This is a genomic window from Mucilaginibacter paludis DSM 18603, from assembly GCF_000166195.2.
Classification (GTDB): domain Bacteria; phylum Bacteroidota; class Bacteroidia; order Sphingobacteriales; family Sphingobacteriaceae; genus Mucilaginibacter; species Mucilaginibacter paludis.
In genome coordinates this window covers 5,760,259-5,784,134 of the sequence record NZ_CM001403.1, presented here as the reverse complement: position 1 = coordinate 5,784,134, position 23,876 = coordinate 5,760,259, and the positions used below count along the sequence as shown (strand labels likewise).

Annotated in this window: 19 protein-coding genes; 3 read left to right on the top strand and 16 right to left on the bottom strand. The window is 45.5% G+C overall.

Annotated elements, in window-relative coordinates; genetic code table 11:
• Positions 1-141 precede the first annotated feature (141 nt).
• The 10 genes from MUCPA_RS24275 to MUCPA_RS24230 all read right to left on the bottom strand — a co-directional run bounded on the left by MUCPA_RS24275 (position 142) and on the right by MUCPA_RS24230 (position 15,878).
• Positions 142-996: a metallophosphoesterase family protein gene (locus tag MUCPA_RS24275; RefSeq protein ID WP_008509997.1), complete on the bottom strand. Its 855-nt coding sequence runs from the start codon at positions 994-996 to the stop codon at positions 142-144.
• A gap of 39 nt (positions 997-1,035) precedes the next feature.
• Entirely contained in the window at positions 1,036-3,570 is a 2,535-nt protein-coding gene (locus MUCPA_RS24270; protein ID WP_008509996.1) for a phosphocholine-specific phospholipase C, read from the bottom strand.
• A gap of 212 nt (positions 3,571-3,782) precedes the next feature.
• Positions 3,783-6,245, bottom strand: coding sequence for a bifunctional YncE family protein/alkaline phosphatase family protein (locus MUCPA_RS24265; protein ID WP_233276787.1), 2,463 nt, complete (start codon positions 6,243-6,245; stop codon positions 3,783-3,785).
• Positions 6,246-6,284: 39 nt separating this feature from the next.
• Entirely contained in the window at positions 6,285-7,124 is an 840-nt protein-coding gene (locus MUCPA_RS24260; RefSeq protein WP_008509994.1) for a hypothetical protein, read from the bottom strand.
• Between the two features lie 402 nt (positions 7,125-7,526).
• Complete coding sequence (locus tag MUCPA_RS24255) at positions 7,527-9,101, bottom strand: DUF5689 domain-containing protein (RefSeq protein WP_008509993.1); 1,575 nt, start codon at positions 9,099-9,101, stop codon at positions 7,527-7,529.
• A 42-nt stretch (positions 9,102-9,143) separates the two neighbouring features.
• Positions 9,144-10,676, bottom strand: coding sequence for a SusD/RagB family nutrient-binding outer membrane lipoprotein (locus MUCPA_RS24250; RefSeq protein WP_008509991.1), 1,533 nt, complete (start codon positions 10,674-10,676; stop codon positions 9,144-9,146).
• Positions 10,677-10,690: 14 nt separating this feature from the next.
• Positions 10,691-13,882: a SusC/RagA family TonB-linked outer membrane protein gene (locus tag MUCPA_RS24245; RefSeq protein WP_008509989.1), complete on the bottom strand. Its 3,192-nt coding sequence runs from the start codon at positions 13,880-13,882 to the stop codon at positions 10,691-10,693.
• Between the two features lie 8 nt (positions 13,883-13,890).
• On the bottom strand, positions 13,891-14,130 hold the full coding sequence (locus MUCPA_RS24240) for a hypothetical protein (RefSeq protein WP_008509987.1): 240 nt from the start codon (positions 14,128-14,130) through the stop codon (positions 13,891-13,893).
• An 8-nt stretch (positions 14,131-14,138) separates the two neighbouring features.
• Positions 14,139-15,107 (bottom strand): FecR family protein, encoded by a 969-nt coding sequence (locus tag MUCPA_RS24235; protein ID WP_008509984.1) that lies wholly within the window; start codon positions 15,105-15,107, stop codon positions 14,139-14,141.
• 153 nt (positions 15,108-15,260) lie between these two features.
• Positions 15,261-15,878, bottom strand: coding sequence for an RNA polymerase sigma factor (locus MUCPA_RS24230; protein ID WP_008509982.1), 618 nt, complete (start codon positions 15,876-15,878; stop codon positions 15,261-15,263).
• Between the two features lie 259 nt (positions 15,879-16,137).
• Between MUCPA_RS24230 and MUCPA_RS24220 the strand changes: the two genes are divergently transcribed.
• Positions 16,138-16,449 (top strand): hypothetical protein, encoded by a 312-nt coding sequence (locus MUCPA_RS24220; protein ID WP_008509979.1) that lies wholly within the window; start codon positions 16,138-16,140, stop codon positions 16,447-16,449.
• A gap of 155 nt (positions 16,450-16,604) precedes the next feature.
• On the opposite strand, the gene MUCPA_RS24215 is transcribed toward MUCPA_RS24220, so the two are convergent.
• A complete protein-coding gene (locus MUCPA_RS24215) occupies positions 16,605-16,904 on the bottom strand; it encodes a YciI family protein (RefSeq protein ID WP_217220330.1) in 300 nt (99 codons plus the stop codon).
• Positions 16,905-17,092: 188 nt separating this feature from the next.
• Here MUCPA_RS24215 and MUCPA_RS24210 point away from each other — a divergent pair, with 188 nt between their 5' ends.
• Both MUCPA_RS24210 and MUCPA_RS24205 read left to right on the top strand, forming a co-directional pair.
• Positions 17,093-18,265: a galactokinase gene (locus MUCPA_RS24210; RefSeq protein ID WP_008509974.1), complete on the top strand. Its 1,173-nt coding sequence runs from the start codon at positions 17,093-17,095 to the stop codon at positions 18,263-18,265.
• Positions 18,266-18,268: 3 nt separating this feature from the next.
• A complete protein-coding gene (locus MUCPA_RS24205; protein ID WP_008509972.1) occupies positions 18,269-18,802 on the top strand; it encodes an RNA methyltransferase in 534 nt (177 codons plus the stop codon).
• Positions 18,803-19,030: 228 nt separating this feature from the next.
• Here the strand turns inward: MUCPA_RS24205 and MUCPA_RS24200 are convergent, their stop codons facing one another.
• The 5 genes from MUCPA_RS24200 to MUCPA_RS24180 form a co-directional block, all read right to left on the bottom strand.
• Positions 19,031-20,350 carry an IS110 family RNA-guided transposase gene (locus MUCPA_RS24200; RefSeq protein WP_008508775.1) on the bottom strand — a complete coding sequence of 440 codons (1,320 nt, stop codon included), beginning with the start codon at positions 20,348-20,350 and terminating at the stop codon, positions 19,031-19,033.
• An 832-nt stretch (positions 20,351-21,182) separates the two neighbouring features.
• Positions 21,183-21,728 (bottom strand): O-acetyl-ADP-ribose deacetylase, encoded by a 546-nt coding sequence (locus MUCPA_RS24195; RefSeq protein ID WP_008509970.1) that lies wholly within the window; start codon positions 21,726-21,728, stop codon positions 21,183-21,185.
• Between the two features lie 73 nt (positions 21,729-21,801).
• Positions 21,802-22,323 carry an acyl-CoA thioesterase gene (locus MUCPA_RS24190; RefSeq protein ID WP_008509969.1) on the bottom strand — a complete coding sequence of 174 codons (522 nt, stop codon included), beginning with the start codon at positions 22,321-22,323 and terminating at the stop codon, positions 21,802-21,804.
• A 219-nt stretch (positions 22,324-22,542) separates the two neighbouring features.
• Positions 22,543-23,136: a methyltransferase domain-containing protein gene (locus tag MUCPA_RS24185; RefSeq protein WP_008509967.1), complete on the bottom strand. Its 594-nt coding sequence runs from the start codon at positions 23,134-23,136 to the stop codon at positions 22,543-22,545.
• Positions 23,137-23,185: 49 nt separating this feature from the next.
• Entirely contained in the window at positions 23,186-23,851 is a 666-nt protein-coding gene (locus tag MUCPA_RS24180; protein WP_008509965.1) for a methyltransferase domain-containing protein, read from the bottom strand.
• Positions 23,852-23,876: the final 25 nt, after the last annotated feature.

Here is a 23,876-nt window from a genome sequence, read left to right as displayed (position 1 = left end):
AAAGGTCCCGCAAGATTAAAACCTTGAGGGACCTTTCATTTTATACAAGCGCCTAACATCACTTCTAAATGATGTAGCCAACCATCAGCCTGGGAATTCGCTTCTACGGACTCCCGGCTCAGAACTCAAGACTCATTAACACTATAACTTATTGCTGTTCAACATCGGGTTTTGGCTGGCGTTAACCTGGTAGGTATAAATTTGGTTATCATTACCCACTTCAACTATCCTGTAGCCTTTGTATTCGGTGCCCCAGTTACCGCCAAAGTGAGAATCGAACAGGTGAGGCAATTTACCGGTATAGCGCACGCCGTCGAGCGAATGGTCGTGCCCGTGAAAAGCGGCCTTCACGTTAGGGTAAGCATGCAGCAATTCAACTATCTGGGGGCAATCTAAAAATATGTTTTTTTCTTCGGGCAGCCACTGGTGCGGCGCTATGTGCAATATCACAAACACCATACTTTTGCTTTTAAAGGCATCAAGCGAGCGCTTTAAAAAATCATAATCCGGGCAAACGTATTCACCTTTGGTATTAGCGGTATTGGCAAATACAAAACCAATTTCGCCTTTATCAACCGTGTATTTATCATCATAGCCAAAAACACGCTTCCATATCGCTCCATCGGCAAAATCATGATTGCCGGGGATGGTATAGTAAGGCACAGGCAGTTTATCCAGGTAGGTTTCTTTAACCTTACCTAACAGGTCGGGGCGATTGTGTACCAGGTCGCCGTTAACAATCACAAAGTCCAGTTGACTGTTTTGATGTTCTTTGTTCATCCAATCAACCATGCGGGTATAAAACGCATCATACTCAGTTCCGGGTTGCCCGTAATGCCCGTCAGAAACCAGGGCAAAACGCAGTTTAAATTTCCCTCCGGCCACTAATAATTGATCGTGATCGATAGCTTTTGCAAAGGAGTTAACAGCAGGCAGTAAGTTGATGCCTGCCACACCGATAATTCCCGACTTAATAAATCCGCGACGATTGCTCATAAGTTTGATCTTAAATTTTATTCCTGTTTGTTTTAAATATTATACCAAGCCACCCATAAACGGATCGGTTTTAGTATCCAACCCGGTTTCAACATGACCTGCATACCGTTCTTCAAATGTTTTATTATCCTTTAGCCTTATGCTGATATCGTACCAGTTATAGTTTTTGGATAGTTCCAAAACAACATCAGCCGTACTGTTGGCAGGTACTACCTTAATCACTTCTGCGGCTTTATAGGCATTATCGCTAATCAGGATAGTTTGCGCCCGGCTATCATTGTTTTTAATATTGATGATGATATTACCGGTAAGCCTGGCGGCATTCAACTTATTCTTTTCGTAAGTACATTGTATCTTCACGGGGGCATTATTTACATCGCCCTTAAATTCGCGGTAAAAGCCGTTGGGGCCATTTACACGCAGGTGATACAACTTGTTTTCAAAAGCTTTAAGCGGCCACTGATAGGTTAACTGATCGCCTGCGGCCACAGCAAAATACCAGTTCCGGGCAAGTTCATCCTTGCTGATATCGTCGTTAAATTTAACCGGCACGCAAACCGTAAATGGCGAACCCGCGGCATTTTTTCCAAAAACGGTATTGCCCGCGGCCAGCTTTATTTCAAAGCTTTTTTTATCGTCGCTTAATGCGCCATGGGTATATAGCTCATAAGGCAATGGGCAAGCCGTGCGGACCCCTTTTTCCTGCAAGGCTATCAACGACGGATTGGCGCTGATGCGGTTAATTTCATCGTCGCTGAGCTTTTTAAAGGATGAAGGCTCCTGCTTAAACTTAGCGTTATAAATGGTCTCTACATTTTTATCCCTGTCCAAAAAAGGTATTTTTTCGAGCTGGGTGCCGTTATACGGGCTGAATACCGAGGTCAAATCGCCGCAAATGGTACGGCGCCATTGGCTGATGTTGTTCAGCTTGATGTTTTTGCCAAACTTTTTATTGACAAAGGTTTCTAAAAACTGCAAGGTAGAGGTATGATCGAAAACTTCAGAACATACTTTGCCGCCCCTGCTCCAGGGCGAGGCGATCATCATCGGTACCCTGAAGCCTAAGCCTATGGCCCCTTCGCGTGCCTGGTTTTTTGGTACGCCCTGTTTAATTTCGTTCTCTAAACGCACGTGCTCAATCTCGGTTTCTATTCCGGCGGAACATTTTCCTGTACCGGGTATTTTGGCATCGGGGATGGAGAACGGAGGAACATGGTCAAAGTAGCCGTCATTCTCGTCGTACGTTACAATGAATATGGTTTTCTTCCATACCTCCGGGTTTTTGGTCAGGATGTCTAAAACTTCCGAAACATACCAGGCGCCATACCAGGGCGCGGTAGGGTGGTCAGAAAAATTTTCGGGCCCGGCCAGCCAGGATACCGTTGGCAGTTTCCCCTTGTTTACATCCTCCCTGAACTGGTGTAGTAAATCCCCCTTGGGTACGGTTACCTTGCGCTGCTGGCCATTATCTGCATAAGTCAGTTCGGTAATGCTCCGAAAATCCGGGTCGCCCGAATTGATGACGAAGGCGCGGTTATAAAGCTTCTTTTCATAGTCGGATAATTTGGCGTAGCTCTCCCGGTTCCATTTAGCCAACTCGCTATGGGCGTTATCCAGCACCTGCTGTTTCTTTTTGATGCTCTCACGTACTTTTATGGCTTTATCGGCGTCTGATGGCGTCCTTTCCTGTAACTTGTCAATTTGTCCCGGTAAGTCCTGAACCTGTTTTTGCAGGTTTTTGATATACCTGTCGGAAAACTTCACATTATAGGCTTTAAAAAACTCCAATAAGTTGCAGCCAAAATTGGCCAGCCAGGCCCTCTCCTCTTTTTCAAACCCACCGCCGCAGCTCAGGTCGTTCTGGTAAAAATTCCAGGAGATATTGTTTTGTTCGAGCAGCTCGGGGAAGGTTTCCCAGGGCATATCGCCAAAGCTAAAATCGTTATTCCGGATGTTGGCCTTGGGTAAACCATCCTGTTCATGCGTTATTTTACCTGTCCAAAAAAAGGAACGGTTGGGCGTGGTGCTCGTCATGGCCGAACAGAAGTTCTGGTCGCATACGGTAAAGGCATCGGCCATGCCATAATTAAAGGGCAAGTCTTCCCGGGTATAGTAGCCCATAGTTAAGGGCATCATATCCGCGTAATTGACGTTCCCGGATCGTTTAGCGGTGAGCCATTGGTCATACTTGCCCAAATTATTGGCATCTACCTGGCTCGCCCTGGAGTGCGGCAACGATCCCATCCAGGTAACTTTGGTATCTTTGATATCCAGCCTGAAGGGCGAATAGGTATTCCCGGTAGCATCGGTTTGCAGCCACACGGGTTTTTGGTCGGGCAGGTGGATGGCCCGCGGATCGTTATAACCGCGCACCCCCTGCAAGGTACCGAAGCAATGATCAAAGGAGCGGTTCTCCTGCATCAGGATCACAATATGTTCGGCATCCAGATAGGTACTGCCCATCTCGGGATTGATGGCCAATGCCTTTTGAATAGCAGGCGGCAGGGTACCCATTATGGCCGCGCCGCCGGTTAGCAATGCCGCCTTTTTTAAAAAATCTCTCCGTGATTCCATTTTTGAATTTGAATATTTTGTTTGAGTTGAGTCGGGAGTTCTGAGTCGGGAGTTCTGAGCCGGGAGTCTTGAGTTCTGAGTCGGGAGTCTTGAGTTCTGAGTCAAGAGTCATGAGCCGGGAGTCTTGAGCCGCGAGTTCTGAATCTTGATTCCAGGATTCTGGATCTGACTCCTGGCTCTTGACTCTTGAGTCTTGACTCTTGACTCCCCCCTTAATCGTCGTCATCCTTCTTTTTCTTCTCCAGTATCACAAACGCGCTCCGTTTAGGGGCGGGCATTACCGAATCTTCGCCCTTTACCGATTTCCAGATCACCTCGTTCAGGGCCAGGTCGGGCGCGGCGTCTTCTTTTTTAAAGTTGAACTGTTCCGACCGCATGCTGCTCTTGTTTTTGGCTACGTTACGCAAGTTCAAATCAACCTGCGCAGGTTTACATTGATAGTTGGTTAAATCTATTTTATTGGTAAAGCATTCGTAAAGGGGTAGCGCGGCGGCATCGTACTGGCTCATGGGCGGTAAACCCAGTATCAGTTCGATGGTGCGCAGCACGCCCGATGTTGAGTACATGCTGTGCACCACGGCGTTCCGTTTAACGTACGGCCCGGCAACAAATACCGGCGAGCGGTGCGCGTCCACATGGTCGGGGCCGTTTTGAGCATCGTCTTCCAGGATAAATACAACCGACTCTTTCCAGATGGGGCTTTTGGATAAATGCGCTATCAGGCGGCCAATAGCCAGGTCGTTATCAGCTACCGCTGCGATAGGCGCAATTTTACCCTTCTTTTGCCCGCTGGTATGGTCGTTAGAAATACGGATAGTGCTGAGCTGGGGCACCGCATTGGCCCTGGCCAACGAATCAAAGTCATGCTCCCAGGCATCAACCCGCACCTGGTCTTTAATATCCAGGTCAAATCCCGGCGATTGGGCGCAAATATGGCCTTGCAGGGTTTTGATGTTGGCTTTGCCGTAGTCGCCAAACTCGCCATAAGTGCGGTAGCTAACCCCGGCGCGTTTACAATAATCCCAGATAAAACCGTCGCGCGGGTAAGTGGCCTTTCTGCCGCCTTCAAAGCTGGTACTGCCGCCACGGCTCCCATAACTGGTGGGCCAGGTTTTTTCAACCACATCGGTAGCGTAAGCAGCCGTGCTCCAGTTATGGCCATCGGCGCTAACCTCGGCATCTACATAAAAATTATCCACCAGCACAAACTCGTTGGCCAGGGCATGGTGGTTGGGCGTAATGTCGTTACCAAAAATACATAAGGACGGGTCGCCGTTGCCTTTTGGCATATCGCCCAAAACCTGGTCGTAGGTGCGGTTTTCTTTGATGATATAAAACACATGCTTAATGGGCGATTTTTCGCCCGGCTTGCGCGGAATGGGGTTACCCTCTTCGCCATCGGCCTGGGCTACTTTTTTATTATTGAACGGTGTATTGGCGTATACCTGCTTGGTATAGCTTTTCAGTTGATCATCATTAGGCGCATCAATTACAGAGAGCGTACCTTTAAACAAACCGGCTATATATTGCAGCCTGTTATTGGCGGTGCTGCCCTTTTGGTAACCGCTGTTATCTGTCTTTAAAACAGGCTGAGGCCCTTTCGGGTTAGCCATAGAGGTAACGCCCTTGCCATTACTTACCAGTATTTTTTGACCGAGCACCTTTACATTGGTGGGGTACCAGCCAACCGGTATAAAGCCCTGGCTTTTGCTGTTTGCAGGTACCGATACATCAAACACAGCCAAACAATTGTTATCGGCATTGGCTATGTACAAAGTTTTTTCGTTATCACTCAAGGCCAGCCCGTTTGTGGTTGAACCGGTTAAGGCGGTTGGATAAAGCACGGTTGATATCGTCTCGATCACCTGGTTTGAGGCGGTATTAATTACCGAAACAGAGTTATCATTGGCATTAGCCACATACAGGGTTGTCCCCTTTTTATTCAACAGCAACTCGTTTGGATGATTGCCAGTTTTAATAGTGGCAGCTACGGTTTGCGCGGCAGTATTAAGGGCCACAACTTCGTCGCTTCCCCATAACGAAACATAGAGTGTTTGCTCGTCAGGAGACAGCACGCAGCTGTAGGCGATATCGGCCAGCTTCACCTTGTTGATGATGGCGCGTTTTTGCAGGTCGATGATATAAACGCTGCTATCCTCTTTAGTTACGGTATATAACCTGCTTTTATCTTTGGTTACGGCGATGCCGGTGGGGCATATTTTACCGGCGGGCCAGGGCAGGCCTAACCTGATGGTATCGGGATCATTTAACCGGCTGTTTTTAACATCGAAATCTAAAATGATATTATCGTTTCCGCCGGATACGTACAGATTTTTTTCGTCGTTGCTGAAGGCCAGGCCGTACCAGGCTTTAGCCAGCTCCTTCTCGTCGAGCACCTTTTCGCGCTTAGGATCGATCAACTGAACCGATTGCGTACTTTGCCCGTTGTTGGTAACAGCGAGCAGTTTGCCCGAGCGGCTTAGCTGGATATTTAAGGGCAGATCGCCCAAGGGTAACGACCGCCCGGCAGGGCTTAACATCCATCCGTTGGGTAACAGCACCTGGTTGGTTTGCTTTATTTTGCCAGGCACCTGGGCTTTACCGTTTAAACCGGCAAGCAAGCCTATCCCGGCGGCAATGAACATCAGGGGGCGAATTAAAAAGTTACTCATCATATTAAAAGTTAATATTGTTGATTGATCTGCAAAAATAAATTACCGGGGTAAACTGAATGTTAACATTGCGCGTATGGTATAACCGTTTTGCGTGCCTATGGTGCCAATGTCTCTTATCGCTTCTGATGCCATTACCTGGCTATGGGTTGCATAAAATACCGGGCCGCCGCTAACAGTAAACGAAAACCTTGAATTAGCCGGGGCCATACTTACAGAGGGGCCAAGTAAAAGTTTGGCGCCGCCCTCGGCCTCCTCCTTGTCCCAAAAGCCTTCCAGGTCCTCTCCTACCGCTTCAATACCTGCGTATAAATTACCGGCTATGCGGTGGTGAAAACCCAGACTGGTGATCAAATCAATATCATCACGGCTGCTGCTAAAGGCTTTCTCGAAACGGAGGTTACCGCCAATACGCCAGGAGGCGGCTTCAAAATAGGCAGTTACCCGGCTAAAAATAGCCGCTACATTGGTAAAATCGCGGTTAACGCCAAAACCCAAACCAAAACGCGGGCCTGTTGCCTGTTGGCCGCCAATAAAATCGCGGATTACCTCGGCTTGTTGGGAAGAATTGACACTGCCATTGCGTGCAAAACCTAAGGCCGCGTTGGCATACAGCGTAAAACGGTTACCCAGATACCCTTTAACAGCAAATTGCTGATCCACGCCATCATAGCCAAATGGCCCTGAGGTGCGTTCGCCATAACTGCCCGAATAATGGAGGGCCCAGGCCGGCGAACTTGCGGTTAATGTATTTACCGAAAATAAAAATGGCTGCGGCAGGGCTTGCGTTGCCAGGCCCGGTTTAATTATTGCCTGGTTTTGGGCCATAGCGGCCATACTAACCGCCGCCGATAATAATACGATACAGAAAAACTTTTTCATGGCATAATGATGGGTAAATCATACAATTAACAGGTAACACGCTATCGCGCGTTACCTGTTTTTAATGGCTTAATATTTATAAAGTTACAATACAGCTTATACTTAAGTGTAATCGTTGTTTAGTTAACTAATGGGGTCGCTTATCAGCTTTACAATCGCTCGCATAGCACACACCTCCGCGCCTCCCAATAGAGGCCGCCGCTTTTTTCAAGGCTCCCCTCTTGAGAGGGGGCGGGTTGGGCCGTGTGCGATGGCAGGGGGTGTGTTTGGCCGCGCGACGAACTTTGCTGCTTTGCTTATCGCTTGCTTAGTACACACCCCTCCGCCCCTCTCGAGAGAGGAATCGCGCGGGCCGCCGCTTTTTTTTACATATTCCATTAATAATAAGCACCTTACCCATCTTTAATCCTTAAGGGCCGTCGGCACAATGCCCGAACCTGCCGGAAACTCGCCCTCAATTTCGGTAAGGGTTGAGGTTTTAGTTAAAATGATGGTTTGCTGGCTACGGGCTTTTATCCATTTGCCTAAACGCGCGTTGTATACCCCGCCCAGCTTATAAAAGAAACCGGCATCAGCAGGCGTAGTATACGAAAGGGCCACGGTGTTTGATCCCTGCCTGTAATACGGCTGCGATTGCAGCGTGATGGGGTTTACGGTATCATAAAAATCGGTAGTGGTAATTTTGTAGCCTACAACCGGTGGTCCTGCCGAATAAAGTGAGCCGCCTGTAGATACAAACAACACATCAATGGGCTCGGTATCTTTGGTTACGTTGGTGCCGCTAAATACAGCCATACCGAACGCGTTGCCGCTATTGGCAAAAAAGCCGCCATTACGGGTACCAAAGCCATCACCATCCTGTGTGGTATAGTTAAACGACCTGATCCAGTTGGATGATGCTATACTTGTTGAACTGGGCCCGTTAATGGTTTTAGCGGCGCCGCCAACATAAACAAAAGTTCCCTTTTTAGCCGTACCGCTGGTCAGGTTAAATTTAAAAGTCTTAAAGGTAGTTGCCGGGGTAACAGATCCGCCGCCGGTAGCCCATCCGTTAGTTGGGAAACCAACCGGAGTTGAGGCACCCGCGTTATTGCAAACTACTACGGCAAAAGGTGTTTCGGCAAAATTGATATCACGGGTGGCCAGCAATTGGATATACTCGTAATTACCATCGGTCCCCGAAACATCATTAATAAAGCCACTCACAATAAGGGGGGCGATAGACGAGCCCAATACATTAATATCAGCCAGGGTGCGTACCCGCAACTGTGGGGTTAGCGAGCCATTGGCACCTACAGTATTAAAAACTATAGCGTAATAATTGGCGTTAATTGGTGGCACGTTACTGGCAAAAGTGGCGGTGGCTTCGGTATGAAACGTTAGATTATCATACCCATCGGTAAGAACTTTATCGCCCGAAAATTGATCGGTAGCTACGGGGAGCGGATCAAAACTACCTTTTACGATAGCTACCAGCGTACTCTCGTAGAAGGCAGGATCTTTCAGCACCGCAGTTGTTGTAGCCTGGGTGATGCCTGCAGCTCTTCCACTTGCAATTTTTGTAACGGAGCCCGCCGGCAAATTGGTGATCTGCAATATACCGTTCATTCTTTTTAAAACGCCACCGGCAACTTCAATGGTTACCGAATCTCCGGAAGTGTATTTGGCCGCTTCGGTGCCGAGCGATATGGCGATACCCTGATATTTTGATAAACGGCGGTGATCCTGCAATACCAATAACCAGGCAGGCATGTTACCGGCCGAAAAATCGGAGATAACGATACCCGACACCTGGTGCGAGCCGGCCATGTTTTTGGTATCAAGCGTAACGTCGGTGCCCTTATAAATACTTTTAACATCCATAATAGGCATCACAGGGCTAATTTGCCCGCCCGGGTAATTATTCCCCTTCTGGCATCCCGTCCATACGGCGGCCGGGGCAAGCAGCATAAACGCGTAAAATATTATCTTTTTCATTTTTTTAAATCTTATCATGATCATTATTACACCATTAAGCGATTAAGGCCTTTGCCACCAAACCTGTGTACTGATAACATCCGCCCCCTGGATGGCAACTGCCGCCTTATAATTGGTTGGGTTGGCCGATTGTACATAAACCGGGTAGTTTAAGCGTGCCGGCATTACACCGCCATTAATTAAACCAGGCCCCTTAGGCAATACCGGGTGGCCCGTGCGGCGGTACTCAAACCATTGCTGAAAATCGGTCCAGAACATGGCATAGTATTTCTGTACATGGATCATTTCCATTTTAGTATCAAGCGGAAGGGAATCGTTCCAGGCGATATCGGCAGCGGTTTCGTAAGAAGCCAGGGTTACCGGCGCGGTAAAATAAGTGGGCAGCCAAAAGGTAATGGCGTTTTGCACGCCGTTATCGTAATATTGCTGCGCGGTGCCTGTGCTTATATACCCTTTAGCGGCTGCTTCGGCCAGTAAAAACTGCAGTTCGGCATAGTTCATAATATTGCCCGATAAAGGCTCGCTCTCATAACTTTTGCCGCCCGGCCCGTTAGCGGTTGAGTAGAAGTAAGATTTGGTAGTGGGCGATGTACCCGCGGCGTAACCGCTTGGCACTCCAACAAAACTACCGCTTACCGTGGCTATTGACCATACCCCACCCGCAGCGCCGTTAAACTGCGTGTATAAACGCGGATCGGTCCACTTGGTTAAGTTATCTATAAAAAACGAGGCCATGGCGGGTGCCCTCCAATCCTGCTCCCTTACGTTATTGATAAAAGGCGATGTAAGGTAACCGGTACCTGTCCAGCGCAAAACGGCGGCATCGGTATTGCTCGTCATGATGGGGTAGTTAGCCGCGTTAACATCTATCATATCCTTAATTTTGGCAATCACATCGGCAGATACTTCGGCCTTGCCAGATAAGCGCATCAATAATCTTAAATATAAAGAGTTGCCAAATTTGCGCCACTGGGCAGCATTGCCGTTAAATACCGGGTCGCTGGAAGCAACCACGTTTGCCGCACCGGTAAGCAGTGTATTGGCCGCCTCCAGTTGCTTAAATATATCCAGGTAAATATCCTTCTGCCTGTCAAACGCGGGCTCAAAAACACCGTCCCGGGCTTTGTTGGACTGAAAATAAGGTACATCACCATAAGTATCTGTGATTAAAGAATACACCCACGACTGGCATATTAACGAGATACCCTGATAGCCTTTACTGAAATTTACCGGCTGGTTGGCTATGGTATAAATGTCTTTAAAGTTGCTCAACTGCTGGTACCAGTTGTTCCATGTATAATCTGCCTGGTTAGGCCTGATATCATACCTGAACACCGCGCCTTCGCCATCGGTTTGGCTCACGGTAGTTTGCATTAACTCGTTACTAATGGTACGTGCGCGCAGCATATTAACGGTTACCGTATTAACCAATGCAGGTGCCAGCAATTGCTGGGGCAAGGCATCGGGCGAGGTATTGGGGTTAGTATTGATTTCCTGGAAGTTTTTTTTGCAGGATGGCTGTACCGATGCAAGCAGCATAATGGTACAAACAATTTTATAGATATTCTTTTTCATTGCTATCGTTTGGATTAGAATGTAATAATCAGGTTAGCGCCCAATGTCCTGGTAGATGGAAACTGCCCTACTTCAAAGCCTTGGGTAATATCCGATCCGTTAAGGGTACCAAATTCGGGGTCGAATCCTGGCCATTTGGTCCAGATAAATAAATCGCGACCGTATACCCCTACGGTAGCGCGTTGCAAGCCCAAGCGGGTAGTCAATTTTATGGGCAGCGTATAATCAAGCCTGGCCTCGCGCAACTTAATAAAGTTGGTGCTGTAAGTGGCCCCTTCGGCATTGTACGACCCGTAGGCGTGCTGGTAATACTGATCGATATCGGTAGCTACAATATCGTTTTTGCGATAACTTCCGTCAGCATTTTTTACTACGCCATTCCCGATGATACCGCTGTACCGGCCAGGCAAGGTATTGGTTGTTTTGCCCTGCTCAGCCAGTTTATAAGCCGTTAGCGAATAAGCTACTGCGCCATATTGGGCATCGAATAAAATATTGAAGTGGAATTGTTTGTACCTGAAATCGTTGCTGATACCCATTTTCCATTTGGGCTGGGTATTGCCTAAATACACCGGGGTAGACGTTGTTAGCGCTGTACCGACGGCCTGAACGTTGGGATCGGCATTGAATACCACCTGCCCATCCGGCGACCGCAGGTAACCGGTACCGTATAAATCGCCCATGCTGCCGCCAACCTTGGCCACCAATTGCCCTTGCGCCACGGGGCCGGTTTGCAGCACAAATGTACTGTCTGACAGTTTTAAGATTTTATTGCGGTTGGCCGAGAAGGTATAGTTAACCATCCAGGTAAACTTTTTGGTACTGATGGGGCTGCCGTTTATCGATAGCTCAATGCCTTTGTTAGCTACTTCGCCTACGTTAACAACAGCTTTTCCAACACCCGAAGAGTTATCTACAATACGATTAAGAATTTGATTTTTGGTATCCCCAGTGTAAACTGCAAGATCAAATCCTAAGCGGTTATTCAATAAACGCGCCTCGCTACCCAGCTCGTAGGTGACGGTTCGGAGCGGCTCCAAGTTAACATCCGATAAGGTTGTAGGGTATTGCAAACCGCCCGTATAGGTGCTACCCGCTTTATCGTACGTGAAAGAAGTACGGTATGGTGTTATTCCGCCACTACCTACGCTTGATGCCGAAAACCGCACCTTGGCGTAGTTAATTTGCTTTGGCAATTTAAAGGCGTCCGAAAGTATAAAACTGGCACTTGCCGATGGGTAAAAGAAACCTACCTTATCGGTCCGCTCGGGTGTAGCCAGTACGCTGTTCCAATCCTGGCGACCGGTAAAATCTAAGTACAGATAATTTTTGTAACTGGTAGATAATAACCCGTAAAAGCTGTTAATGGCGTATTGGCTGCTATAAGGTACTGCCACCAGTACACCTGCCGCGTTAGCCACAGTATAGATGCCGGGATAAATTAACGAGTCGGCTCTGTTTTCATCTTCCCTGAAGGTGTTTTTCAACATGCTCCCGCCGGCTGTGGCGGTTACGCCCACATCTTTAAACTTTTTATTATACCTGAGCAAAAAGTCGGCACTGGCTTCCTGCGAGTAAATATTTTGTGTACGGAACGATCCTTTAGGGTATTTGGTACCGGCATCAAAAGGGCGATCCTGCTCACGGTGTTCGTAACCCATATCCAACGATGTTCTTAACTGTAAACTCAGTTCTTTGGTGATGCTGTAAGTTGCCTGAACATTACCCGTAACTGCATTACGGTTTGATTTATTAAGAAACTCGTACGAAATGGCATACGGATTTTCCGGAAAAGAGCTGAAAGGATATTCAATCTTGCGTTGTGTTTGTCCGTTTTGCCAGTAATTTTTCAACCAGTCCAGATCAGCACTTGGCTGCCAGAAAATAAACCAATACATTAACGACTGATTACCATAACCTGCACCGGGCAAATTATCGCTGAATTTGTTTTGATAGTTTATTTTAGAGCTAACCGTAAGCTTATCATTGATTTTTGAATTGACTGACAAGGCAACGGAATTACGCCCGTACCCGGTGTTGGGTACAATCCAGTTATTGGCAACATTGGTAGCCGAAAACCGGGCGGTTGTTTTATCCGACCCGCCATCAACACTGATAGAGTTGGTGCGTGTATTACCGGTATTAAAAAATTCGTGAATTTTATCAGGATAGGCCACCCAGGGGGTTCTCGTTGTTGAACGGGTTTGGGTTACCGGGTCGAACTGATAAAACATCTGGCCATCAAACTTGGGCCCATAAGCCGAGCTTGTTCCGCTGGTACTTGCGCCATCAGGGCCGGTACCGTAAGAGTAATAATTGGCGCCGCCGGTGCCCTGCCCATATTCGTATTGAAAATCGGGCCAGCGGTTAACCTGCTCCACGCTCGCGTTAGAGTTAATGGTGATGCCGATGCCTTTCTTTTTAGCCGTGCCCGATTTGGTGGTGATAATTACCGCACCGTTGGCACCGCGCTGGCCGTATAATGCAGCCGCGCCAGGGCCTTTAAGCACCGTGATGCTTTCAATATCTTCAGGGTTAATATCGTTGATGCTGCTCCCATAATCGGCAGGCATGTTATCGCTGCCGGTGCCATATACGGTTTCGCCGCTGATACCGGTACGCTTTCCGCTTCCGTTGTTAATTACAACACCGTCAACTACTATTAGCGCTTCATTATCGCCGGTCAGGTTATTTTCGCCGCGCAAAATAATTTTGTTCGATCCGGTAGGCCCACCGTTTGAGCGTACCAGGTTCAAACCTGCAACCTTGCCTTCCAGTGCTTCCGTCCAGTTGCTGGGCATGGTTTCGGCTATTTGCTCACCCTTTACTACTGTAGCTGCGTATCCCAGCGCTTTTTCTTCGCGCTTGATACCTAAAGCCGTTACAACTACTTCGTTAAGGGCGGTATTGGATGGCTTGAGTACAATACTGATGGCGGTTTCGTTTTTATCGAAAGTTTTTTTCTGGGTATCATACCCTATCATGGAAAAACTAGCAACCGAGCCCGCCGGTACCTGTATCAAAAACTTACCCTTAACATCTGTGGTACCTAAAAACTTTTTACCGTTATCGGTAATGGTTATGCCCGTTAAAGGTAATTGGTCGTCTGCGGATGTAACCGTTCCGCCGATAGTTAAAACCTGCAACTTTTTGATAACCAGGTTACCATTGATATTTTTAATACCTATGCCGGCCTGCTGCTGCAATGCCGATGCTAACTGATCAAACGTGATGGTTTCTGAAGGCAGGTTATGGTTTTGGCCATATTTACATCGGCATCAAATGCTACCTTGTAACTGCTTTTCAGCTTGTCAACTATTAACTGCAGGCTTAATTGCTTTTTATTAAAATTAAGCTGATTGCTACCTTGCGCCCTGAGCCGCGCCGATAATAAGATCATCAGCAAAAAAAGAAACAAGGCTTTTGAATAAAGTAAAAGTCTGGTGTATTTCATATTGGTGTTTAAAATAATAGTATGGTGTGGGGATCTTTGTAACGATATTGCAGGCCGGTTGCATAGCATAAACCCTTCATCAGGTTATTAATTCCGGTATCTTTCATCTCGCCGCTAAAGCGGGGATGCCTGGCGGCCGAAGGCAAAACTTCAACATCAATATTATACCAGCGGCTCAACTTTGCGGCTATGCCGACCGCGCCATCATTCTTAAAAAACAGGGTTTCGTTTTGCAGGGCGGCGGCGTCTTTATAATCAACTGCGGCGGTAACCATGCGGCCGTTACCGGCCTGGTAATTGAGCTGTTCGCCAGCCCTTAAAAATTTAGTTTGATGATTAGCAGTTATGCCAACTAACCCGGTTGCTACCTTAACCTCGATATTGTGATTTTTATGCGAGTAAACATTAAACGATGTTCCCAGTACGGTTACAGCCAGCTGGTTTTCGGTGTAAATAACAAAAGGCTTTTTTGCAATATGCTTTACATCAAAAAAAGCTTCGCCCGATAAATGCAATACCCGTTTATCTGAGCCGAAAGCACCGTCGTAAGTAATTTTTGAGGCTGGGCCCATATACACCAGGGTACCATCAGGCAGGGTAAGCCTACCACGGCTGTTAGCCGGAGTTTGCAAGGTAAATATTTGCTTATCAGCGCTACTTTTACCTTGTTGAAGGTAAAACCAACCTAACACGCTCACCAATAATATACTGGCGGCAATACCAATTAAGCTGTATAATTTAAAAGGGCGGCTCTGCTCTTCCTCCGGTTTTGATTCGAAAATACGATCGAGCAGAATTACCCATTGCTGGTGGATATCACTTTGCTTTAATGGCTGTTGCAGTTGCTGTTTTCGCTTTTGCAGGTATTCCAATACATGGCTGTTTTCCTTTTGTTCGTTCAGCCATTCTTCTACCTGCCTGTCCTCGGCATCGCTCTCTTCTTTGTTAATGTATTTTAATAGTATCTCCCAGTTCACGCTGTTTAATTTTACTTAAAGAGCGCTAAAGCAGATTTTCCACCAAAAGAAATGATTAAGTATGCGTTAACTTTTTGTTAACAGATACCAAATGAAAAAAGCAGGAATTAATCCTGCTTTTTGGGCTTTAAAATCAATATTAATGGTAAAAGGCTATGTTAACGAGAAGATGATGGTAACCAATAGTAAACCGCCGGCGATGGTAGCTTTATCTAAGTTACTGTGGTTAACTGCATGCGTTAACTGCTCAATGGCTTCGCGCATGTTATATTCCACGGTTTTTTCGGGTACTTCCAGTACTTTGGCAATTTCGTGATTTTTTAGCCCTATTAATCGCAGCTCAAGCATCTCCTTACGTTTAGCTGATAGTTTATTGATCAGCGCCTCCACAATTTTGGTAGATTGCTTTGCGGCAAACCATTCAAAGGGGTTGTAAGAATCGGTGGGGGTATTAAAAAGATCGTCGGGGATCTGAATGGTTTGGTTCTTCACCCTAACAGCCTTTAATGCGCCATTGCGAGCAGCACGAAAAAGGTAGGGTTTGATATGATTGATCTGCAGGCTTTCGCGTTGCTGCCAAAGATTTAAAAACAGATCAGAAATAACATCCTTTGATTGATCCTCATCCCTTACAATAGAGTTAACGTAATGAAACAAGGGAGTGTAGTGATCTTTAAATATGCTTTCAAACCTATCCAACGTCACTACAAGGGGCATATTCTCCACATCAATCATAACTACAAAATACGGCAGGCGGTGTTTAGTAATCAAAATCTCAATATTAACTTTACATTAAGAAATCATTCACCGCCGGGCAACTATGCACAGGCTCAGGTAAATATACAATACAACAAAATTCACGTAGCAGCTACTGCCATCGTCCTGAAAGCGCTTTATATTTAGCGACTCGATTCTAATAAGATTGATGCCAGTTGATACGCTGCGCGATAAAATATTTGTGCAGGTTTTTAAACACTGTTGACATAGGGTTGTCATGAGCGTATGATTTATTTGTGTAAACAAAATCAATATGATGGAAAAGCCTCGTTTATTATTCCCCGCTTTGTACCCTTTTAGCATTTTAAGCCCAAACTTAAAAACTCCCGAGCATACAACTCAAGTTAATATACAGGAGGTTTTGATTTTTAAAACCGATGTTAAAACAAAAGCCGATAAATTGCAGATCAGAAAATCCTTAGATAAACATCCTTTGGTATTGCAATGGAATATTGACCTGGATGATGTAGACTGTGTGCTACGTGTGGTATCAAAATACTTAACGCATAACGATATCACTAACCTGATTACACAACAAGGATATCATTGCGAAGAGTTGGCTTAACGGCGTAAAATACCAAACCATCGAAATAAAAAAACTTTTTTTTCCGTTTCAGAAAACCAAACGCGTTTTCCATACGTATCTATGTGCAGATAAGGTTAAATTATAACCAACCCAAGTTATAGTTTGCGCCATTGCCTTAACCGGCAATGGCGTTTTTATATAGCACCGGCCACTTTAAACGGTCTGATTTCTATTTTTTCCCATATATGTTGCGTGATATAGGGTTCCTGTTTTTTCCAGGCTTCTAATTGTCCGTCGCTGTCAAATTGCAGCACCATGGTTGATCCTATCATACGGCCATGATCATCCAAAATAGCCCCTCCTAAAATATAGTTGCCTGTTTGGCGCAACTGCCGGGTGCCTTCCAGATGGGCGGGGCGCACAGCCATGCGGCGCTCTAAAGCGCCATCGTCGGTAAAGTCATAAGCAATTACTAAATATTGGTTCATCATCATTAAGTTTTACTGCTCTACAAGTTTACAAAAAGCTATCCACATAAGCTGCAAGCGTCTTTTTATTTAAAAATCAGGAATAGTTAGTGTAAATATGACAATATTAAAAAAAATTAGAGATATTTGGATTTCGTGAATGCCAGATAACAGATCCAACCTATCATCCGGCTTCATTGCTAACCGATTAATACATGAAAAATAACTTACACCAAGAGTTTCAGAAACTGTATCATAAAGAAGCTCAGCACACATTTTTTTCTCCCGGCCGGGTTAACCTCATCGGCGAGCATATTGATTACAATGGCGGCCTTGTAATGCCCTGCGCTATTACCCTGGGCACATACATGCTAACGGCGCCTAATGACGATCAGGTTTTTCGCTTTAAGAGTGTTAATTTTAACGAAACGCTGGAAATACCTATTCAAAACTCTTATCAAAAAAATGGTGATAGCTGGTTTAATTATCCGCTCGGCGTAATCCATTATTTTGTAAAGGGCAGTCAACCGTTACAAGGGCTGGATATGTTATATTACGGCGATATTCCAATCGGGTCGGGCTTATCTTCTTCTGCTTCTATCGAAGTTGTAACAGCTTTTGCTTTCAACGAGCTGTTCAAAGGCGGTTTCAGCAAGTTGGAACTGGTATTGATGGCCAAAAAAGTGGAGAATGAATTTATTGGCGTAAACAGCGGTATTATGGACCAGTTTGCTGTTGCATTTGGCGAGGAAAACAAAGCCCTGATGCTGGACTGCGATACCCTGGATTACGAAGCGGTAGACTGCAACCTGGGCGACTACCTGCTGGCTATTATCAATACCAATAAACCCCGCAAGCTGGCCGAATCAAAGTACAACGAACGTGTAAAGGAATGCCAAACTGCATTAAAAAAATTGCAATTAGAATTGGATATCAACAACCTGTGCGAGATTGATGTACAGACATTTGACTTACATAAACACCTAATTACCGATGCCACCGTACTTAACCGCGCCACGCATGTTGTTGCCGAAAACGAGCGCGTAAAGTTGGCAGCAAAAGCACTGGCTGGTAATAACCTGAAAGAGTTTGGCCGCCTGATGTATGCCTCGCACGATTCTCTGAAGAACCTTTATGAAGTAAGCGGCGCCGAACTGGATGCCGTAGTTGAATATGCGGCTACGGATAAAAACGTAACGGGCGCAAGGATGACAGGAGCCGGCTTTGGCGGATGTGCTATTGCTTTGGTTAAAAAAGATAGCCTTGACAGCTTTACCCAAGGATTAACCGAATATTATACTGCTAAAATAGGTTACGCCCCATCGGTTTACAGCTCGTTAATTGGCAATGGCGTGGGTGAATTACACGAGGAAGCGGTCACCAAATAGTTCATGCGTAAACTAAAATTAGACGAACTGAACCGCGCAAGCGTAGACGAATTTAAGGCACAGGATAAACTGCCCGTTGCGGTGGTATTGGATAACGTAAGGAGCTTGCATAATGTAGGCTCCATTTTTCGTACATCCGATGCCTTTGCCGTTGAGCAGATTTGCCTTTGCGGGATAACCGGGCTGCCCCCCAACCGCGAGATAGAAAAAACCGCGCTCGGCGCAACCCAATCGGTTAACTGGAAGCATTATCCATCAACCCTGGATGCCATTCATCAACTGCGGGTGGATGGGTATCTGATCATCGCTATTGAACAGGCGGTGGATAGCACCATGCTGAATCAATTTGAACCCATACCGGGCGAAAAATATGCTTTAATTTTTGGTAACGAAGTAAACGGCGTTGCCGACGAGGTGATGGAACAAATTGACGGCTGTATTGAAATACCTCAGTTTGGCACCAAACACTCTTTTAACATCGTTGTATCTGCAGGCATTATTTTATGGGATTTTTTTTCTAAACTGAATCTTAAATAATACGGCGTGGCGTTCTTATTTTGCCCCCTGTGGTTGAGCGGGCCGATGCTGTAAATTAAGACTGTCGATTGTTGGATTGATTTAGAACGATTGTTACCAGATACTTGCATAGACTTCATTATAAGATCTTGGTCTGTAAAGAACAAAACAACAACGGTATTCGCTCGCAGAGGCCACCGCACAGTGCTTCGACAAGCTTATAATGACGTCCATGTAAGTTATTGACTATCAGGCTGCTTTTTGAACGATCATACCGAGTTTAGCTGCATCTTTTTGCAGACGTGCTATTTTTCTTGCCTTTTGCTGTTCTATGTCTGGCTGTATCCGGGTGGCATCAAATGCTTGTTTATTAAGTACCATGTGATAAAAAATCACTGCCAGCTTGCGGGCGATAGCTTTGATCGCTTTTTTGCTCCCTTTTGTCGATGCTAATCTTCTGTACTGCTGCCCCATCGGACCTTTGCTTTGCCATAAACAATGCGCCGCCAACCGGAATGCTTGTGTTGCAGGATTATTGTTGTTACGTCTTTCATACCCTATTATTTTGCCTCCCGATATTTTGGGCCTCGGTGATAGATTTAACCAACTCACAAAATGTTCTGCCGTAGGCCATTTTTTCATATTCGTTCCCGTTACTGCAAGAATAGTTAAAAGCCCTATTTCATCCAGACCCTCTACCTCGGTAAGGTCTACTCCCAAAATTCCCAATAAATAATCTTTCAGATTAAAGCTGTACTGGTTCTTTCTTACCTTTTTTGTTTTCTGTTGGATAACTGTTGGCGCTTCGCCCTTACAAGCAAGAAGCTCCTTTAGGGTATGTTCAATATGACTTTCATAAACCTGCATTTGCTCCTTAAAAAAATCATAGCTTTTAAGCGTGATGGATAGAATATGAATATAATGTTGCTTATATTCTCCCTGTAGCGAGCTAAGCAGATCCTCCGGGCTGGCCTTTAATTTTGTTACATCAATGCGAGCCAGCAAGGTTTGCCCATCGCATATTCCTGAACTGATCGCCCGTAAAAGCTTCATACCTGCTACTCCCTCCACATCGCTGATTAAATGCTGAAACTTAATATTCATCAACGTCAGTGTTTTCTGCATTCGGTTAAGGCTATCGCTCTTATAGTTTTGGTATATTTCTCTTTCATGAAGATATTGCCTTAACTCCCGGTAAAGTTCAGGCGCTATGTGAGAATTGCGTATCAGGCCATGGGCCAGCAACTGATGCAGCCACTGTGCATCGTTGATATCCGTTTTCTGAGCCGATACATTCCGGTAATGACTTGGATTGACAAGGAACATCTCCATGCCATGCTTTTCCAAAATGTTGTAAAGTGATTCCCAATAAGGACCGGTTGCCTCCATGACTACCTTTTCAATGCCTTCTTTTTGCAGCAATTCCGCTAACTCATACAAACTGCTTGTAAAGCTGTCAAATTCACGCAAATTGATCATCCCTTCACGGTCGGTATAAGATACTACCATCAGCATGCTGCCGATATCTATGCCTGCTGAATGAGGATTTAACAATTCAAACCGTTCCATTTTTTTTGCGGTCTGCCCAGCGGTGGCACGCTTCTTTTTTTTGCTATTTTTGCTCATGTTCTTATAATTATAAAAACTAGGCAAGCTCGGTCACTCTAAAGAATATTTAAGCTTAAAAGCATGGTAAACTCTTCCGGTCAGAATAGTTCCCGATAATGTTTTTTTCAAAGAGTGACAGTCCCAAACTCAACAGCGGGCTCTTAACGGCGCCAAAGCGTGAACGGGTTATGTAGCTTGCCTTGTTTTTTTGCAAAATGCAACTTTTTCAGCATAACTATCTTTATTGAAAAAACGTCATCCCTGTTTTTTCCGGAGCGACGCCCGGTGGGATACTCAGCATGACACCCACTATTGGTGCGCTAAAACTGAGTATCCGATCCAACCAGCCGGGAAAAAACAGGGATAACGTTTGAAACACGTAGGTTTTTTGGTGCACAGGCAAAAGCGGGCAAAGGCCCCGACTGCACGCCGGGCCGGGAGCTGGCCTGTGGGCGGAAGGATCGGGCAGTCTTGACTTTTTTGGTTCTTTTTGTGTCAAGACAAAAAGAACAAAGCCCTTCCCGCGGCGTTTGAGCGGGCCGATGATTTAAATCAAGAATACTGATTTTCGGAGTAAAAAAAAACAAACTGATAATCAACAACTTAAGATAGCTCCATTATAAGATCTTGGTCTGTTAAGAACAACAACAACGGTATTCGCTTGCAGAGGCCACCGCACCGTGCTTCGATAGGCTTAGCATGACACCCATTATTGGTGCGCTAAACCCGTCATTCCTGTTTTTCCCGTGACAGCCTGGTGGGCAACTCGCAATAACAAATTTCGCATTAGCTATCAACAACTTAACAACACATCATTATCCCCACCCAGCAAAGCCTGGTAGATCTCATAATTCTCATCATCAAAACAAACAAAAATTACCTGCTCAATCGTATCATGGGCTTCTAAAAAATCTTTAACGGTATTTACAGCCACTGTTGCAGCTTTATTTTTAGGATACCGATAAATACCCGTACTGATGTTAGGAAAGGCGATGGTTTTAACCTGATGCTCAACCGCTAATTGCAAACTATTTTGATAGCAATTGGCTAAAAGCATACTAAGCTTGGTTTTTACCTTATTCCAAACCGGGCCTACGGTATGGATCACATACTTGGCATCCAGGCTACCGCCGGTGGTTATCACGGCTTCGCCGGTTTGGCAACCGCCTTGTTTATTGCGTATAGCAATGCATTCTTCTAAAATTGCTTTGCCACCTGCCCGGTGGATAGCACCATCCACTCCCCCGCCGCCCAACAGGCTACTGTTAGCGGCGTTTACGATGGCATCAACCTCAATCTTTGTAATATCTCCTTTTACCAGTTTTATCCTATTGGCCATAGCTTATACTTATTAAAGCAACAATCGTTCTCAAATAAAATTCCCAGGCGGCATGGTTCTAAATGGACTGTACTTAGATAGGTTCCGGAAAAAACAAGGCCTTCAATTCGGTAGCATCATGCGGATCCATCCTGCCCGCTAAAACCAAACGTAACTGCCTGCGGCGAAGAGCACCCGCATAAAACATGTGGTCTTCCTCGGTTTGGGGAGTAAGTTCTGGCACGGATACGATATGGCTATCCTCGTCAAGAGCCACAAAGGTATAATAAGCTTCGTTACTTTTAATCCGCGTGCCCGAAGGGATATTCTGCGCCCATACATCAAGCCTCACTTCAACCGAGGTATTAAAGGCACGGGTTACCTTTGATTCAATGCTGATTACATCGCCCAGCTTAACCGGGTGTTTAAAAGATACCGTATCAACCGAAGCGGTTACCACAATCCGGTTACAATGTTTTTGCGCGGCAATAGCAGCGGCAATATCCATCCAGTGCAGCAAACGCCCTCCCATCAAATTATTCAAGGTATTGGTATCATTGGGTAATACCAATTCGTTCATAATGGTGTGTGAGTCCTGGGGCGTCTTTATCTTCATTCCGCAAAGATAATTTTTTGCGCAAGATGTTGATGCTAAGATAAAAGATGTCAGGGAGACAAAATACGTTTTTGGTATTTGGTAAAGATAACTCCAAAAAACAAACTGGAAGCAAGAAGTAACAAGCAAGCCTTTTCCGCGCTGGCAGGGAAAGATAAAAAGCGGCTTTTTTGTATTGATCATTTTTGCAGCCTGTGCGAGTCCGGTTGCCTTAAAACATTATTTCTTAATCCACATTTTAAGCACTTTACTATAGCTATTATCAACCAGGGCATAACTGGCGGGCACCTGTGTTTCCCTGGCATGGTAGGTAACCAGCCGTGTTCCCGGCTTTTTAGCATCGAGCATGGCATAAACAAAGCGGCTGTATCGTTCGTAAAGCTCAAAAGAAGTTCTTACTGCATAATCTATCCTGCTGCCAGGCTCAATATTTTCGTAAAAGGCGTTATAAAAATAAAAATGGTCGTAATCATTATAATCCAAATCAGTCAGGTTACCATAAATGAAAGATACATTATCCAGCTTCATTTCGTTTTTGGCCATTTCGGCATATTTACATAAGGCTTTACGCTGTTCAACGCCAATAAATTGCGTTTTCGGGAAATGTGCGCCGGCGGTAATACAAAACTTGCCTACGCCACTGCCAATATCCAAAACCCGTGCATGGGGTACCGCTAAAAAGTAAGCGGCTTTTTTTGCAACATCAACCGGCGTCCAGTGCATTGGGGATAATTCCTTAATATGTTGGGGATATAGGTAGTCGAAAGATGCGTCTTTTTTAAACCGGGAGAAATTTGAGCTATCCGTTTCCATTAATTTGTATTATCGCTATTCATAATTATAAGGATGGGTGGGCGAATCACTATTCTTTGATCCACATGCGCAGCAAAGTACTGTCGGACGACCATACCAGCCTGAAGTTAATGTCGCAAACTTCATCCAGGCATTGGTAGGTTACCAGGCGCGTACCCTTCTTTACCCCCTTTAACACCGCTAAAAGATAGGCTGTGTAATAAACGTACAGGCTGTATGAGGTCTCAATCGTATCATCAATGGCATTCTTTTGATCCACATTTTCGTAGAAAGCATTAAAAAAATAAAAGTGGTCAAACTCGTTAAAATTGATCTGAGTGATATTGGCATGGATGAATCCAACATTGTTTAGCTGCGTATAATTTCTGGCTATATTTGCATGATAATAAAGTTCATGCCGCTGTTCAACTCCAAAAAAATCAGCTTCAGGATTGAAATAAGCACCGGTAAGGCAAAATTTCCCTATCCCACTGCCAATATCCAGCACCCTTGAACCGGGCTCAGCTAAAAATTCAGCGGCTTTTTTGGCGATAGGCAAAGGAGTCCAATGTTTTTGAGACATCAGTTGAAGATATTCAGGATAAAGCCAGTCGAAATCAGAATCAGTTCTAAACAAGGCATGGTTGATGTGCTCCCTGATCAAAGGAACCACCATTCCCGCCTTCGCCGGATCATTATAAACTGGTGGAAAGTGAGAAAAAGGGTAAACATCCATTGAAAGCAAATTTACTGACTTATTT